This window comes from Niabella sp. ZPM-14, assembly GCF_055693045.2.
In genome coordinates, this window is the sequence record NZ_CM181148.1 from 788,420 (window position 1) to 803,210 (window position 14,791).

The 14,791-nt window shown below is 46.0% G+C and carries 14 protein-coding genes; 5 read left to right on the forward strand and 9 right to left on the reverse strand.

The window, feature by feature from the left end; all coding sequences use genetic code 11:
- Positions 1–97: 97 nt before the first annotated feature.
- From ACU37H_RS03280 to ACU37H_RS03290, 3 genes are all read right to left on the reverse strand, one after another.
- Entirely contained in the window at positions 98–937 is an 840-nt protein-coding gene (locus tag ACU37H_RS03280; protein WP_472702934.1) for a 3-keto-alpha-glucoside-1,2-lyase-like domain-containing protein, read from the reverse strand.
- A 92-nt stretch (positions 938–1,029) separates the two neighbouring features.
- Positions 1,030–1,440: a c-type cytochrome gene (locus ACU37H_RS03285; RefSeq protein ID WP_472702935.1), complete on the reverse strand. Its 411-nt coding sequence runs from the start codon at positions 1,438–1,440 to the stop codon at positions 1,030–1,032.
- Between the two features lie 31 nt (positions 1,441–1,471).
- Positions 1,472–2,527 (reverse strand): sugar phosphate isomerase/epimerase family protein, encoded by a 1,056-nt coding sequence (locus ACU37H_RS03290; RefSeq protein ID WP_472702936.1) that lies wholly within the window; start codon positions 2,525–2,527, stop codon positions 1,472–1,474.
- Positions 2,528–2,670: 143 nt separating this feature from the next.
- Between ACU37H_RS03290 and ACU37H_RS03295 the strand changes: the two genes are divergently transcribed.
- Positions 2,671–3,627, forward strand: coding sequence for a hypothetical protein (locus ACU37H_RS03295; RefSeq protein ID WP_472702937.1), 957 nt, complete (start codon positions 2,671–2,673; stop codon positions 3,625–3,627).
- A 33-nt stretch (positions 3,628–3,660) separates the two neighbouring features.
- Here ACU37H_RS03295 and lysA read toward each other — a convergent pair whose 3' ends face one another.
- The 3 genes from lysA to atpG all read right to left on the reverse strand — a co-directional run bounded on the left by lysA (position 3,661) and on the right by atpG (position 6,849).
- The gene (gene lysA, locus ACU37H_RS03300) at positions 3,661–4,866 is read right to left on the reverse strand and encodes a diaminopimelate decarboxylase (protein ID WP_472702938.1); all 1,206 of its coding nucleotides are present in this window, start codon (positions 4,864–4,866) and stop codon (positions 3,661–3,663) included.
- 66 nt (positions 4,867–4,932) lie between these two features.
- Positions 4,933–5,853 carry an SMC-Scp complex subunit ScpB gene (gene scpB / locus ACU37H_RS03305; RefSeq protein ID WP_472702939.1) on the reverse strand — a complete coding sequence of 307 codons (921 nt, stop codon included), beginning with the start codon at positions 5,851–5,853 and terminating at the stop codon, positions 4,933–4,935.
- Between the two features lie 114 nt (positions 5,854–5,967).
- On the reverse strand, positions 5,968–6,849 hold the full coding sequence (gene atpG / locus ACU37H_RS03310) for an ATP synthase F1 subunit gamma (RefSeq protein WP_472702940.1): 882 nt from the start codon (positions 6,847–6,849) through the stop codon (positions 5,968–5,970).
- A 285-nt stretch (positions 6,850–7,134) separates the two neighbouring features.
- Here atpG and ACU37H_RS03315 point away from each other — a divergent pair, with 285 nt between their 5' ends.
- Entirely contained in the window at positions 7,135–7,377 is a 243-nt protein-coding gene (locus tag ACU37H_RS03315) for a hypothetical protein (RefSeq protein WP_472702941.1), read from the forward strand.
- Entirely contained in the window at positions 7,359–7,658 is a 300-nt protein-coding gene (locus ACU37H_RS03320) for a type II toxin-antitoxin system RelE/ParE family toxin (protein ID WP_472702942.1), read from the forward strand. Before ACU37H_RS03315 ends, ACU37H_RS03320 begins: the two co-directional genes overlap by 19 nt.
- Before the next feature lie 14 nt (positions 7,659–7,672).
- On the opposite strand, the gene ccsA is transcribed toward ACU37H_RS03320, so the two are convergent.
- The 3 genes from ccsA to ACU37H_RS03335 all read right to left on the reverse strand — a co-directional run bounded on the left by ccsA (position 7,673) and on the right by ACU37H_RS03335 (position 12,086).
- Positions 7,673–10,267: a cytochrome c biogenesis protein CcsA gene (ccsA, locus tag ACU37H_RS03325; RefSeq protein ID WP_472702943.1), complete on the reverse strand. Its 2,595-nt coding sequence runs from the start codon at positions 10,265–10,267 to the stop codon at positions 7,673–7,675.
- 5 nt (positions 10,268–10,272) lie between these two features.
- Positions 10,273–10,722, reverse strand: coding sequence for a cytochrome c maturation protein CcmE domain-containing protein (locus tag ACU37H_RS03330; protein WP_472702944.1), 450 nt, complete (start codon positions 10,720–10,722; stop codon positions 10,273–10,275).
- A 176-nt stretch (positions 10,723–10,898) separates the two neighbouring features.
- The gene (locus tag ACU37H_RS03335; RefSeq protein ID WP_472702945.1) at positions 10,899–12,086 is read right to left on the reverse strand and encodes an ATP-binding protein; all 1,188 of its coding nucleotides are present in this window, start codon (positions 12,084–12,086) and stop codon (positions 10,899–10,901) included.
- Positions 12,087–12,266: 180 nt separating this feature from the next.
- Between ACU37H_RS03335 and ACU37H_RS03340 the strand changes: the two genes are divergently transcribed.
- Both ACU37H_RS03340 and ACU37H_RS03345 read left to right on the forward strand, forming a co-directional pair.
- The gene (locus ACU37H_RS03340; RefSeq protein WP_472702946.1) at positions 12,267–13,874 is read left to right on the forward strand and encodes a carboxyl transferase domain-containing protein; all 1,608 of its coding nucleotides are present in this window, start codon (positions 12,267–12,269) and stop codon (positions 13,872–13,874) included.
- Between the two features lie 111 nt (positions 13,875–13,985).
- On the forward strand, positions 13,986–14,777 hold the full coding sequence (locus ACU37H_RS03345; protein WP_472702947.1) for an enoyl-CoA hydratase-related protein: 792 nt from the start codon (positions 13,986–13,988) through the stop codon (positions 14,775–14,777).
- Positions 14,778–14,791: the final 14 nt, after the last annotated feature.

Genomic DNA, 14,791 nt, shown 5'->3' on the forward strand with positions numbered 1-14,791 from the left:
TTTTTTTATACCCCTCAGTTTTATCAAATAATAACCATTAAAAAAGCCGCTCTGTCTGGGACAAAGCGGCTTTTTTGATCCATAGATCTCTCAGAGATTATAACTCCCTGATCTTAATATTTCTGAACCAGACGTTGTTGCCATGATCCTGCAGGCCAATATGACCCACTTTCATTTTACCGAAATCCGGCGCATTTTTAAATTTACTGTTAGCGATCAACTCACGCCAGTTATCATTCCACATCATCGTGCTGATCACGTGAACATCGTTCAGGTATACATCCAGCTGGCCATTGACGCAGCGGATCAGGTAATGATTCCATTCCAGCGGCGCGTTTGCTGCTTTTTCCTTCGCAGGGATCAGATCGTATAGATCGCCTGCCTGGTGCTTGAATATCCTTCCGTCAGGATGTCCTTCGTTGTCCACGATCTGGATCTCAGGACCCGTTTCCCACATCCAACGGTATTTGTCTTTATTCTCATTGCTGTAAATGATCACACCGCTATTGCCGTTTTTGTCGATCTTCCAATCCAGCTGCAATTCAAAGTTACCATACTCTTTATCGCTTACAATATCACCACCCGTCTTGGCGCTACCATCTTTGTTAGCATCCAGATACAACGTTCCGTTGGCCGTTTTCCAGGCCGTTCCGATCGACTTGGACCCGTAACCGTGCCATCCGTCTGTGCTGGTGCCATCAAACAACAATTTCCAGCCCGCTGCTTTTTCCTGAGCGCTCAACACGTTCATCGCTGCCTCTGGTGCCGGTTTAGCCGGTTCTTCGGGTTTCGTTTCTGGAGCAGGTGTGGCCGGAGGAAGCTCCTGCACGGGCTCGGGAGTTGTAGACGGAGGTGTGTTGCGGTACACGCGGGGAGCGCAGGAATGCATCACCAGCGCGGATGCGGCAATGCATGCAATAGATGCTATTTTATTCATTTTTTTCACTTGGAATTGTTTCTATAATTAGTTCTAACAAAAAGGATTTTGCATCAGCCGGAAAAAATCGCTCCTCCAACCAACAAAGACCCTTATTTTTTAAGCAAAAGGATATATTGTACCATTTCTTTAGCTTCCGCTTCGGATACGTTAGGATGCGGCGTCATAGGGATCTCACCCCAAACACCGGAACCGCCTTCGATCACTTTTTTGGCGAGCTTTGTAATAGTCGCGTCATCCGCTCCTGCATACTTATTTGCTACGTCTCTATACGCAGGGCCTGTAAGCTTTTCGTCGATTTTATGACAAGTAGGGCATTGATATTTTCCGGTAAGTTCGAGACCTTTTTGATAAACCGGATTAGAGGATAAGTCGCTGGATGATGAAGCAGTACCAGCTGTGGATGAGGACTCCGTGTCTGCTTTTTTCTCAGCTCCTTCGTCTCCACAAGATGCTGCAGCAATAACAGTTAAAATAGAAAGCGAGAGTAAAATTTTCTTCATATAAAATTTTTGTGGCTAAAAGTATAAATTATTATTGAAGCCCTAAGACTTTTTTGTTAAAATCACTGTCTGCGCCCGTGGCAGCGAAATCATCGAACGCTTTATCGGTAACGCGGATAATATGTTTCCTGATAAATTCAGCACCTTCCCTGGCGCCGTCTTCCGGATGCTTGAGGCAGCACTCCCACTCCATCACCGCCCATCCTTTGTAATCGTATTCGGCCAGCTTTGAAAAGATCGTTTTAAAATCTACCTGTCCATCGCCCGGGCTCCGGTAACGACCGGCTCTTTTGAGCCAGCTTTGATAACCACCAAAAGTTCCCTGCTTGCCGGTGGAGTTGAACTCGGCATCTTTTACGTGGAAGGCGCGGATGCGCTCATGATAGAAATCGATATACTGAATATAGTCGAGCTGTTGCAATACAAAGTGTGAGGGGTCATAAAGCAGGCAGGCCCTTTTATGATTGTTGACCTTTTCGAGGAACATTTCGTAGGTTTCCCCGTCAAACAGGTCTTCGCCCGGATGGATCTCATAACAAACGTCCACACCGCACTCGTCAAAATAATCAAGAATCGGTGTCCATCTTCTGGCCAGCTCTGTAAACCCTTCGTCTACCAGTCCGGCAGGTCGCTGAGGCCACGGATGGAATGTATGCCACAATAATGATCCGCTGAACGTTGCATGCGCATTCAAGCCTAAATTTTCAGAAGCTTTTGCAGCATATTTTAACTGCTGTACGGCCCACTCGGTACGTGCTTTGGCATTGCCACGCACTTCCTGTGGCGCAAAGCCATCAAAAAGATCATCGTATGCAGGATGTACCGCCACCAGCTGCCCCTGGAGGTGGGTGGACAGCTCAGATATTTCCAGGCCACTCGCCATCGCCAGGCCTTTGATCTCATCTGTATAGGTCTTACTTTCCGCTGCAAGTTTCAGATCAAAAATATGCGGATCGCTTGTCGGGATCTGTACGGCTACAAAGCCTTTCTCTGCTGCCCAGAGACAGATCGATTCAAAATTATTAAACGGTGGTTTGTCGCCGAGAAACTGGGCTAAAAAAATACCGGGACCTTTTAATGTTGTCATGCAAAATCGTTTTCAAATGAGCGATAAATCTATAAAAATTATTCCGATTACACCGTTTCAACAAAAATAATTTAAGAAGTTTTAACCCTTAAAAGGTATTTTTGTTGACATTATCACACGCACAAACTCTGCCAAGTTTTTTGATGAAGCCCTCTCCACACGCACTTCTTAAAAAGATCGCCAGCCTGATTGCCCGTATGAAGTATCCCAAAGTACCGGAACATTATTTTTATTTCTTCCGCGACACGATCGTTTGCAAAATGGTGCAACAGCGCTATTTTTTTTCAGATTATATCCGGAAGAAAAAATATAAGGTGATCGACTTCAAAGGTGAGTTCGGAAATGAAATACAATTCGCTTTGCCGCATGCTTACTGGCATTATAAGAACGGCACCCTTCTACAAACGGTTTCTTTTGCGGACACGAAAGAGCTCTATTTCTTCTCTGAACATCATCTGGAATCGAATACCAACAGGACTAACGAAGGCAATTACAATTTCGAGCTGCCGAGAATTTTATACAGCCAGGACTACCAGATGGATAAATGGTTGCCTGTCCCTTTTAAGGAACAGTATCGTAACAGCGTTTATCAATATGACAAGCCAATACTGATCATTGCCAATCGGTACAACAGTGAGTGGGACGGCCCACCGGTAAGCTATTTCAGCATCGAGGTGCTGGACCAGATGATCGCATCGTTAAAGGATCGATATCAGATCATTTATAACCGACCGCGGGTAAAAGATATTGTCAACGACAATAGTGTCGTGTATGATCTTAACGAGCTGGAATGGCTGAAAAGAACGCATCCCGAAGTCCTATACCTAACGGATCTATACGAGGAAAATAAGATCGGAGCCAACAACTTTAATCACTTCCAGCTCTGCGTGTATGCCAATTGCGAACACTTTATTTCAATTCACGGTGGCACCGCGACGCTGGCCAGCTATTTTGGCGGTACCAATCTCATCTTCTCAAAAAAAGGTCCCGAACATTATTTTAATTGCTATCAGAAACTATACCCGCAGTTCTCCGGCGCGGCGATTTTTCACGCGGCCACCGAGAGTGACTTGATGAAGCAGGTCAACGAGCTGTTTTAAAGATATTTGATTAACGAACAGGGTTGCAATCTCTTAGTCTACTACCTGTGTCCTTAACAGATCTTCAAAAACATCTCTTCTCCGGATCAGGCGCGGTTGTCCGTTCTGTACTAATACTTCGGCTGGTTTAAAGCGGGAATTGTAGTTGCTCGACATTTCAAAGCCATAAGCACCGGCGTTATAAAACACGAGCTTATCGCCCTCGTTCACTTCCGCCAAAGGCCTGGACCAGGCGAAGGTATCCGTTTCACATATGTTGCCCGTAATGGTATATTCTTTTACAGGGCCAGCAGGGTTACTGAGGTTTTCAATACGGTGATAAGCATCGTAAAACATGGGACGGATCAGGTGGTTAAAGCCACTGTTAACCCCCGCAAATGTAGTAGCAGAAGTTTCTTTCAACACGTTCACCGTCGTAATGAAATAGCCGCTTTCACTTACTAAGAACTTGCCCGGCTCGAACCATATTTCCAGGTGTTTGGTTGCTTCATTCGATTCAAAAGTGTGCAACACTTTTTGAGCCAGCTCCTCAATATCGATAAAGGGATCGTCCTCTTTATAGGCTACTTTGAAGCCACCGCCCAGGTCGATCGATTTCAGCTTTGGAAAATGAGGGATGATGTCAAACAATACTTCAATTCCGTTGACAAAGACGTCGGCGTCTTTGATATCACTACCCGTGTGAATATGCAGGTTGGCAATATTGATGTCATATTTTGCTACCACATCAAGAAGCTGATCCATCTGATCCACCGGGATACCAAACTTGCTTTTATCATGCCCTGTGGAGATCTTCAGATTGCCACCCGCCATGATGTTTGGACGCAGCCTCACGCCTACCGGGTGCGTGCTTCCGAACCTTTCCCCAAACTTTTGGAGGTTGGATAAGCTGTCAATATTGATGATCACTCCCAGTGACTGGGCTTCTTCAATTTCCTCAAAACTGATCCCGTTGCTGGTATAAAGAATGTTAGCAGGCGCAAAACCCGCATACAAAGCCAGCTTCACTTCGTTGATAGAGCTGCAGTCTATGTTACATCCTTCAGCCTTCAACACCTTCAAAACATTCACGTTGGTTAATGCCTTGCACGCATAGAAAAAGCGAACTTTCCGGCTATTGAAAGCAGATACCAATCTTTTATATTGTGCAGCGATCTTGTCTGCATTATAAACATACAAAGGGGTGCCAAACTCGTTGGCTATGGCTACCAATTGCTCGTGATTCAACATATGATCCATAATAGTAGATATAAAAAAAGCAGTAAAATTACTGCCTGTGCTTACTTCTTTTAAAAATCAAGTATTTTAATAAGCAGGCTGATCTTCGTCGCCCTCCTTCTTCTCTTCGTCGTCTTCTGAGGCTTCGTCCTGCGCCTCGCTACCGGGAATTTCTTCCGTTACCTGCTTCTTTTCATCGTCAAACGCCACTTCATCTTCCTCCTCTTGTTCGTTGCCCACTGCCGGTACTTCTTCTTCGTTAACAGACGCTTCCAGTGTCTCCGGATCGGGCAGTTCGCCTGCGGCCGCATCATCTCCGTTATCCGGCGTATGTTCTGTTACTGCGTTTTCAATCAATTCACCTGTTTCGGATACAGCCAGCGGATTTCCTTCCTCGTCGATGATTACTTCATCATTGTTCACTTCGACGCCATTCACGATAGTTGGCTCTACCATTTGTTCGGCCAGAACTTCCTTGATCTTTGGCAACTCATCAGATGAGTTGATACCGAAGTAATCCATAAAGGCCTTGGAAGTCGCATAAACCAACGGATGGCCCGGCAACTTTTCGTTACGGCCACTTATGATGATCAATTCTTTTTCCAGTAACTTCTGAATCGCATAATCCGCGCTCACTCCTCTGATCGCTTCTACCTCACCTTTGGTAACAGGTTGTTTATAAGCAATGATCGCCAGGGTCTCCAAAGCCGCTGCAGAAAGCCGCTTCATGAACTTGTCGCCGTTCAGTTGCGCGATCGTTTTGTGATATTCTTTTTTGGTCAGGAACTGCCATCCGCCTCCACTTTGTATGACTTCGAACGGATAGAACTCAGAAACATATTTTTCTTTGATTCCGTCAACCGCAGCTTCCACCTGGTCCAGGGTGATTTTATCCTCCATAAAGCCAAAAGCATTGTTGAGCAAATCCGTCACTTCGAGGGAAGAGAGCGGCTTTTCACTTGCAAAAATCAATGCTTCAATATGTGGGATTAATTCTGCTATTTCCATGATCAAAGTTGTAAGCCCGCCTGACCGGACGGGCAGGGTTAAAAAATTTAAAAGGTTTAAAAGTGTTGCTTCTAAAATTAAACCTCTAAACTTAAAACCGCAAACATTTAACTTTTATCCCTGCAATGCTGCGGCACCGCTTACAATTTCCGTAAGCTCGGTGGTAATAGCAGCCTGTCTTGCACGGTTATAAGACAGTTTCAGGTTGCGCAACATTTCGTTGGCATTCTCACTTGCTTTATCCATGGAAGTCATACGGGCGCCATGTTCGGATGCATGCGAGTCCAGCACTGCTTTGTAAAGTTGTGTATTGAGGATCTTGGGCATCAGCTCGGCAATCAGCTCTGCCTTGTTGGGATCAAATATAAAATCGGCTTTGGGCGCTCCTTTTTGTTGTTCCACTTTGGGAATAGGAAGGAACTGCTCTGCAGTAAAGAGCTGCGTAGCCGCGTTTTTGAACTGGCTGTAAACGATCTCGATCGCGTCAAATTGCTTCTCTTCGTAAGCCTTCATTGCAGCGAGAGAAATTTTATGCACGTTGTCGAAGCTAAGATTCAAAAAGATATCCTTGTGCTCATCGTTGGTTTTATAGCCGAATTTAGTAAGGGCCTCATATCCTTTTTTTCCCAGGTTCCAGATGGTCACATTTCCTTTGTCAAACTGGCTCTGGTATTTCTCGCGAATCACATTTCTGGCCAGCTTTACCACGTTGGAGTTGAAAGCGCCTGCAAGACCGCGGTCGCTCGTGATCACGATCAACAATACCTTCTCTACCGGTCTTTCTTCCGCCAAAGCCATCTTGATTTCCCCGTCGCTGTTGCTAACGATATTACTCAACACATCCTGGAGCTTCTGAGCGTAGGGACGCATCTGAACAATAGCATCCTGCGCACGGCGGAATTTGGCAGCGCTCACCATTTTCATTGCTTTGGTGATCTGCTGCATACTTTGCACAGAGGATATACGATTTCGAACTTCTTTTAACTGGCCTGCCATTCTTTAGAATCTTTGGTTTTCAGGGCGCAAAAGTACGTGCAAAACGCCAATTTTCAATATATAAATAAAATATGTGGAAAAGGTTGTTGTATCCTGTAGTCAGGGCGGATAGGAGCGCGATAGCTCGTTCATAAAGAGATCAAGACCTTATTGAGCTTAACACTTGAGTAAATTTCGCATCGCGTCAATATTCACCATCAAAGTCGCTGGTATTCCTGTTGTTAAAAAGCGTACCTACGTCAAAAATGAGCCCGGTAATTTCAAAGTGAAAAACTTCATGTAAATTTGACTGAATTTGAAGCCATGAATGCAACAGACCTGAAAATCGACTTGATAAATAAAATTGCTCAACTCCAGGAAATACATATCATGGAAGAAATCCACCAGTTTTTAGATTTCGAGTTAGACAAGGGGGTTTTCCAACTCAGTGAGGCTCAAAAATCCAGAATAATGGAAGCTAAAAACGACGAGGTCTTAAGTGAAGACCAAGCTAACGAAGATATTGCTAAATGGCTACTAGAAAAATAACCTGGACCCAAAAGGCTAACCACGAACGTAAGGAAATTCTTTATTACTGGACTGAACGCAACAAATCCAGTAGCTACAGCATAAAGTTAAACCGACTTATTATCGAAATCATTAAACAGCTAGCTAAGAATCCTACAATCGGACGCCAGACAGATTTTGAGGACGTTCGAGTCAAGTCAATCCGCAATTATTTACTTTTTTATGAGTTCGATGACAAAAAAATCAAAGTACTATCTATATGGGATAGCCGACGAAGCGAGTCCACACTAAAAGTTGAATAAGCCTGATTTGTACATCAGGCCGCTTTCAGTTTTTGCAACCTGATCCGACGGAACATGCTGATCAGGGTTCCGATCACCAGGAAGATCACCCCTCCCCAAACCAGGTTGATGTAGGGAAACTTATAAGCCTTCAGCGTCAGGTATTCCAGCACATCGTTCGACTCTTTCACACCGATTGTTACCGAGTTGTTACCCGCGTCTTCCAATCGTAATACCAGACTTTGCGCCATTACCGTATCCTGAGTTTGATACAGCGTTTTACCGCCGTTGCGGATCAGCAGCAGGTCAGAAGTATAAGACGGACCGTTAAGCTCCTGCACTTTCACCGACGCCGTATAGCCGGTATCAGCCGCACTAAAGCCTGCAACAGGCAGGTTATTTTTAGCCGCCAGCTTTTCAACCGTGATGAAACCTTTGCTGTAGAAAATGGTATCATTTGCGGGTATAGTATTCGGTTTAAAACGGGCCGTATCGTTTTGCGCGTCAGGTTTGTAGAATGAAGAAACATACGTAAACACATCATGGTTCCAGTAATGTTTGCTGGAAGGGTTCGCCATCAGTCCCTCATTACCTTTATAGTTCACGAAGGCATTTGGCATGAGCGTAAAGGTCTCGTTGTTCTCTTTAGACTTAAAATTGATCTTGAAAAACGTTTGCTCTTTTTTGGGGTGAGCCGAATCTCCGACATAAGTTACCATATAATGGTTCATCTGCATCGGCACGCCCTTCACCAGTGTCAGGTTTTCACCGGTCTTTTCTTTGCTTTCTTCGCCGAAGGGCACAGCGATACCGCTGGTGTTCCAGGAAAGGATCTCCTTTTTCGAAGACGAAAGGATCATGCCTACCAGCATCAAACCGAACCCAAAGTGGGCAATCGATCCGCCGCTGTTCTTCAGCTTACCATTCATGCCGATCCAGATATAGGCCGCGTTCGCCACTGTAGCATACACGGTAGCCACCAGCGCCAGCCAGATATTGATCAGGAAACCCATTCCGTGAACGTCATAATTGATCTTCACCACCACGAGGATAAACGTGGCCACCAACGCACTGATGATAGCCGGGGTCAGCATGCGATTCATGAAATATTTGGTGTCGGTCGATTTGTATTTCAGGTACTGCGTCACAGCAGTCAGAATGCCGATCACGAAGGCCACCAGCACCTGGATCTTATTATAATTAAATTCATCGTTCTCACCCGGCGCTTTATTAGAATCGAATAACTTATTAAATACCGGAAGAGAGGTCTGAAAAATAATGATCATCGCTGCCAGGAAAAACACCAGCGAACCGATGAACATCCAGAACTCGCGCGATGATGCCGCCTCTTCTTTTTTGACCGCAGGCACCATTTTGTTCATCAGGACGATATAAGTGATGATACCGCCGAGGATCACATAAAGCGGGAATCCAGGTATTTTTTCTGCCAGGAAATAAGTGGCTAACGACATCACCAACGTAACGCCGGTGATGATCAGCCGCTGGCGACCGGTTTGAGCGGAAAAGAAAGGTGGCAGCCACACAAAAACGATCAGGAAAAGGAATAGCTGCCCGTTCATGCCGATATCCGCAAACGCGTGCACCGAAGAATCACCCAGTACACCACTTTTGGTCAGGAAGGTGGAGTAGACAATAAATATAAACGACAACGCGAGAAACAGGAAAGAAGAACGCAACGAATAGCCACTGTGCTTATAGATCAGCATCGTGTGCAAACCGGATACCATGATCATCCAGGGTACCAGCGAAGCATTTTCCACCGGGTCCCAGGCCCAGTAACCGCCGAAGTTCAGCGACTCATAAGCCCATTTCGCACCCATCATAATCCCCAAACCGAAGATCGCCACGGAAAAAAGTGTCCAGGGAATCGCCCTCGTTACCCAACCTTTAATGTCTTTTGTCCACAGACCCGCCATCGCAAAGGCAAAGGGAATCAGTGTAGACGCGAAACCCAGGAACAGCACCGGCGGGTGAATCACCATCCAGTAATTCTGAAGCAATGGATTCAGATCGTTTCCGTCCGTCACAAGTGTTAGATAATCGGGTCGGATAGGTTGAGAAATGTCAAAATTCACGTGAATAGCGGGCGCCTGATCCAACACACCCGAATCTCTTAACAATATAAACGGATTGGAACCGATTTTTACATCGAATACATAAATACCCACGATCATCGTCGCCAGGAAAAATTGCGCGAAACTCACCACAGACATCACGGGCGCTTCCCATTGTTTCTCCCGCTTAATAATGATCAGTCCCAGCACACAATGCCAGAAGGCCCAGAGAAGCGTACTTCCCTCCTGTCCTTCCCAGAAGGCGCTCATAATATACTTGAACTCCAGAGAAAGGCTGGTGTGTTGCCAGGCGTATTTGTATTCAAAAAGATGGTGATAGAGTATATGTAACAGTGCGGCAAAAATGACTACCACCGACAACACTTCCGTAAAAAAAGACAGTCGTGCCAGTTTCATCCAGCCGGCTTTAGCATCAGGCGCAGCCTGAACAGCCTTGAAATAGGCAAAAGCGGCAGTGAGCGAAGCAACCAGCGATACCAAAATAAAAAAATGTCCTATCTGACCAGGCAAAAGATGCTCGCCTACGTATTCCATAATTATTACTGTTTAACTGTAGTGGCCCGGGCAACGGCGTTATAAGTAGATGAATCTTTAGTATTTCCGGGGTGTTTGGAAGGGTCCTGATCTTTGTATTTGCTCGGACACTTGGTTTGAATACTTTGGCAAATGAATTTTCCGTCCTCGTACTTGCCTTTCATCACCAAACGTTCACTCAACTCAAAATTCTCCGGCTTCGGGCTGTGATAAATCACCTCGATCTTATCGCCCAGCGTGTCTACAGCCGTAAAAGAAAGATAATTGGGATTCTTGATCGCATCGTACACCATTGGCTGAGATTTGTCCCATTTAGCCATTAGATGAACAAATTTGCCAGGTTTCGACCTTGCAATGGCCACCGTATCATAGGTAGTGGTAGTTTGCAAAAAGCTTACGAGAACGGCGATGGCAGCAGCTGTCAGAACCAACAAAACAATGTGTATTTTCTTCATTGTACGCTTGAAAAATTTTCGCAAAATTAAGGCAAAGCGCCCGGTTTTAGAAGTTAACAACAATGAAGATGATTTGTTGGAGAAATGTAAAAAAATTGTTGGCGGCCGGAATGATTTAACCGGTTAACCCGACCGACGCGCCTCCTAAGATAGAAGCATCAGGCAAAATCCGATAATTACCAGATACTTCCTGTCCAGATAAATGCTTTGAAACCTGTAGCCGGCTGATGCGCGCCAATCAGCATCGTCTTCTCCAGCTGGATCGATGTTGCCCGTTGCGTAAGCGTGTTTAGATCCTGTTCTGTAGGTGTTTCCTTCACTTCTATGGCCGTTTCCTCATTAAAGATAAAATCGATTTCCTGGCCGGTCTTTTTCTGATAATACTGGAGACGGCCGAGTGGCTTTAACTGCGCTGCTACCGCGTTTTCAAATACCTGCCCTCTCGACAACCTGTTTTCGGAAAGGGTGTTTAAAATCCCCATGTCACTGAAATAGACTTTCTTTTGCTGCGATATCTCCCTGTCGATATTACGGGTAAATGGCTGCACCTGGTAAATGAGGTAGGTTTGCTCCAGCAGCTGGATATAGGACGCTACCTTTTGACGGTTAATGCCGGATATATTATTAATCTTAGTATAATCCACTTTGTTGCCAGACCTGGCCGACAATAACTTTATCAGTTTGTACAATTCCTCGCCGACTGAATAGTCCGACAGCAATTTTACATCCAATTCAATATAAGAGTTGATAATATCATGTAACAGATCTTGTTTATCACGCTCATCTTTTTCCAATACGACTTCCGGAAAACCGCCGAAAGTCAGGTATTCTGCATACCAATCCTTTGCCCTGCTATACCACACATCATTGAAAGTTTTCCACTGATACTGCTCAAAAATGTCCACACCAAAATTCTTGAAGCTTAGAAATTCATTAAAATTCAGCGGATACATTTCAAATATTTTCTTGCGGCCTGCAAGGCTTTCAGAGAACCGGTTTTTCATGTAGTAGGAACTTGAACCGGTTACTATAAACTTGACAGTATAAGTATCATATAAATATTTAATGAGGCTGGGCAGGTTTTCCACTAATTGAATTTCGTCAAAAGCGATGATACAAGGCTTTGTAAAATCTAAACCCCGCAGTTCCAGCGCTTCCCTGATCTCCTCATAATCAGGCCGGTTCAATAATAATCGAATTTCAATCCGTTCGCAATCCAGGTACAGACAGTTACTATGTTTCGCGCGGCTTAAAACATACTTTACAGCAGTGCTTTTGCCCACGCGTCGCATCCCGGTGATGACCGTCACCTGTTTTTTTTGCAAATGCGCTACCAGTTCTTTATAAATATGGCGTTCGTTCATCACTTATTGCTCAGAATAAAAACGCAAAGTAATACTATTTGATTAAATTTTTATCAAATAGTATTACTTTATGATTAGATTGAAATCTATAGTTGAGAAAAAATTTTATACTAACAATTGTTAGTTTTTGACAAAATCCCCTTTTCTTTGTATCTTTTATTGAAGTAAAACAACAATACCTTGTATCGCATCATTTCCCATATTAACACCCAATCCTCTGATTTTCTTGCTAATAAAGAGCACTATGCCTCCATTTTGCAGGTTTGGCGCGAACGCATGGCCGCAGTGACTCGCCCGGAAGAAAATTCGCCGATCAAAAAACACCGGGAACGGGGCAAGCTGCTCGCCCGGGAACGCATCGACCAGCTAATCGACCCGAACACCCCTTTTCTTGAATTGTCGCCGCTCGCAGCCTTCGGCACCCATGATGACCAGTTTCCCTCCGCGGGCATCGTAACCGGCATCGGGTTAGTGCAGGGCCGGGAAGTGATGATCGTGGCCAACGATGCCACGGTAAAGGGAGGCACCTACATGCAGTACACGATTAAAAAACATGTGCGGGCGCAGGAAATAGCGATGGAAAATCATCTGCCCTGCATTTACCTGGTCGATTCCGGCGGCGCCTTTTTACCGGAACAGGACAAGGTTTTTCCGGACCGGTTCGACTTTGGCCGTTTTTTCTACAACCAGGCCAGGATGTCTGCGGCCGGTATTCCCCAGATAGCTGTGGTGATGGGCTCCTGCACGGCCGGCGGCGCCTATGTCCCGGCCATGTGCGACGAAACCATTATTGTGCGCAACCAGGGAACCATCTTTATTGGGGGTCCGCCCCTGGTAAAGGCGGCAACAGGGGAAGAAGTCAGTGCGGAAGACCTGGGCGGCGCTGTCGTGCACACGTCTGTTTCGGGTGTGGCCGACCACATTGCAGAAAATGACCGCCATGCCGTCGCCATTTGCCGAAACCTGGTGTCCACTTTTGCTCCCCCGGTAAAGCAGATCATACAAGCAGTTGACATCGAAGCGCCGCATTACGATCCGAAGGAATTGTATGGCATCATCCAAGCCGACCTCAAAAAGCAGGTGGACGTGAAAGAGATCATCGCCAGGATCGTTGATGGAAGCCGGTTTCATGAGTTCAAAGAAAACTATGCACCTACCCTTGTCACGGGTTTTGCGCACATTATGGGTTTCCCCGTGGGCATCATTGCCAATAACGGTGTGCTTTTTGGGGAGTCTGCATTAAAAGGGGCGCATTTTGTCGAATTGTGTACTGCGAGGAAAACGCCGATCCTGTTCCTGCAGAATATCACAGGTTTTATCGTAGGCAAAGAATATGAGCGGAGGGGCATTGCAAGGGACGGTGCCAAAATGGTGCACGCAGTCGCCAATGCCAATGTGCCCAAATTTACTGTGGTCATCGGCGGCTCCTTTGGCGCAGGCAATTACGCCATGTGCGGACGCGCTTATGACCCCAGGTTTTTATTCATGTGGCCACACGCCAAGATTTCCGTGATGGGTGGCGAACAGGCGGCAGACGTGTTGACATCGGTAAAAGAAGAGCAGCTCAAGGCTAAAGGAAAAGTGTTTCCCGGCGCAGAGAAAGATGAGTTGCGGCAATCTATCCTGGATAAATATGAAGCGGAAGGATCCGCTTATTACAGCACGGCACGTATCTGGGACGACGGCATTATTGACCCGGCAGACACCCGCAAGATCATCGCCATGGGCATTGCCGCTTCTCTCAATAAGCCGTGGGAAGATACTAAAAATGGCGTGTTCAGGATGTAATGGAGTCATGGCTTATGGTTGATAGACCATAGGGTATTCCATAAAACATTTTAGCTCTTAAAAACAGATAACAACTTTAAGGATCATACCATAAACAATGGACTATTAACCATGAGCAACTTCACTACACTCGACATAGAATACAGCTACAAGACCAGCACCATCTGGCTCAACAGGCCGCAGGTACGCAATGCCTTTGACGAAGTGATGATCCGCGAGTTGATCGAAGCGGTCAAAGAGCAGGGCGAACGTCAGGATGTGCGGGCTATCGTGCTGCGCGGCAGAGGCAAGGTCTTCTGCGCCGGCGCCGATCTCAACTGGATGCGCAATGTAGCCCAATATGATCATGATCAGAATTATGAAGAAAGCTTGCAGCTGGCAGAATGCTTTCAAACCATTTACACCTGTCCCAAACCAACGCTCGCCGTCGTACACGGCGCCGCGATGGGGGGTGCCAATGGGTTGCTGGCCGCCTGTGACTTCGCGTTTTGCGAGGCCGATACGATCTTTTCTTTATCGGAAGTGAAGATCGGTATCATTCCTGCCTGCATTGCGCCCTATATTATCAAGCGCATCGGCGAATTTCCTGCGCGGGAGCTGATGCTTACCGGGCAGCGTATCGACGGCGAGAGGGCACAAAGCCTCAAACTGGTCAACAAATGTTTTAAAGATATACATGAAACGGAAGCCCATTTACAGGCCACCTTACAATCCCTGATGACAAGCGGCCCCCAGGCGATTGCTCATTGCAAGAACCTGATCGACCGGGTAGTAAACGAATTAACAGCGGAAGAAACTTTATCCTATACCGCTAAAATGATCGCCGACATCAGAGCCTCAGAAGAAGGACAGGAGGGCATGGCAGCATTCCTGGAAAAACGAAAACCGGGCTGGGTAGACTAGTGCAAGCTTTGTAT

What these genes read in the sequence shown, in the direction of transcription:
- ACU37H_RS03295 (WP_472702937.1), top strand. Translation starts at nt 2,671, where the DNA reads ATGAAGCCCTCTCCACACGCACTTCTTAAAAAGATCGCCAGCCTGATT.
- lysA (WP_472702938.1), bottom strand. Translation starts at nt 4,866, where the DNA reads ATGGATCATATGTTGAATCACGAGCAATTGGTAGCCATAGCCAACGAG.
- ACU37H_RS03285 (WP_472702935.1), bottom strand. Translation starts at nt 1,440, where the DNA reads ATGAAGAAAATTTTACTCTCGCTTTCTATTTTAACTGTTATTGCTGCA.
- ccsA (WP_472702943.1), bottom strand. Translation starts at nt 10,267, where the DNA reads ATGGAATACGTAGGCGAGCATCTTTTGCCTGGTCAGATAGGACATTTT.
- atpG (WP_472702940.1), bottom strand. Translation starts at nt 6,849, where the DNA reads ATGGCAGGCCAGTTAAAAGAAGTTCGAAATCGTATATCCTCTGTGCAA.
- ACU37H_RS03320 (WP_472702942.1), top strand. Translation starts at nt 7,359, where the DNA reads ATGGCTACTAGAAAAATAACCTGGACCCAAAAGGCTAACCACGAACGT.
- ACU37H_RS03345 (WP_472702947.1), top strand. Translation starts at nt 13,986, where the DNA reads ATGAGCAACTTCACTACACTCGACATAGAATACAGCTACAAGACCAGC.
- ACU37H_RS03280 (WP_472702934.1), bottom strand. Translation starts at nt 937, where the DNA reads ATGAATAAAATAGCATCTATTGCATGCATTGCCGCATCCGCGCTGGTG.
- ACU37H_RS03335 (WP_472702945.1), bottom strand. Translation starts at nt 12,086, where the DNA reads ATGAACGAACGCCATATTTATAAAGAACTGGTAGCGCATTTGCAAAAA.
- ACU37H_RS03330 (WP_472702944.1), bottom strand. Translation starts at nt 10,722, where the DNA reads ATGAAGAAAATACACATTGTTTTGTTGGTTCTGACAGCTGCTGCCATC.
- scpB (WP_472702939.1), bottom strand. Translation starts at nt 5,853, where the DNA reads ATGGAAATAGCAGAATTAATCCCACATATTGAAGCATTGATTTTTGCA.
- ACU37H_RS03290 (WP_472702936.1), bottom strand. Translation starts at nt 2,527, where the DNA reads ATGACAACATTAAAAGGTCCCGGTATTTTTTTAGCCCAGTTTCTCGGC.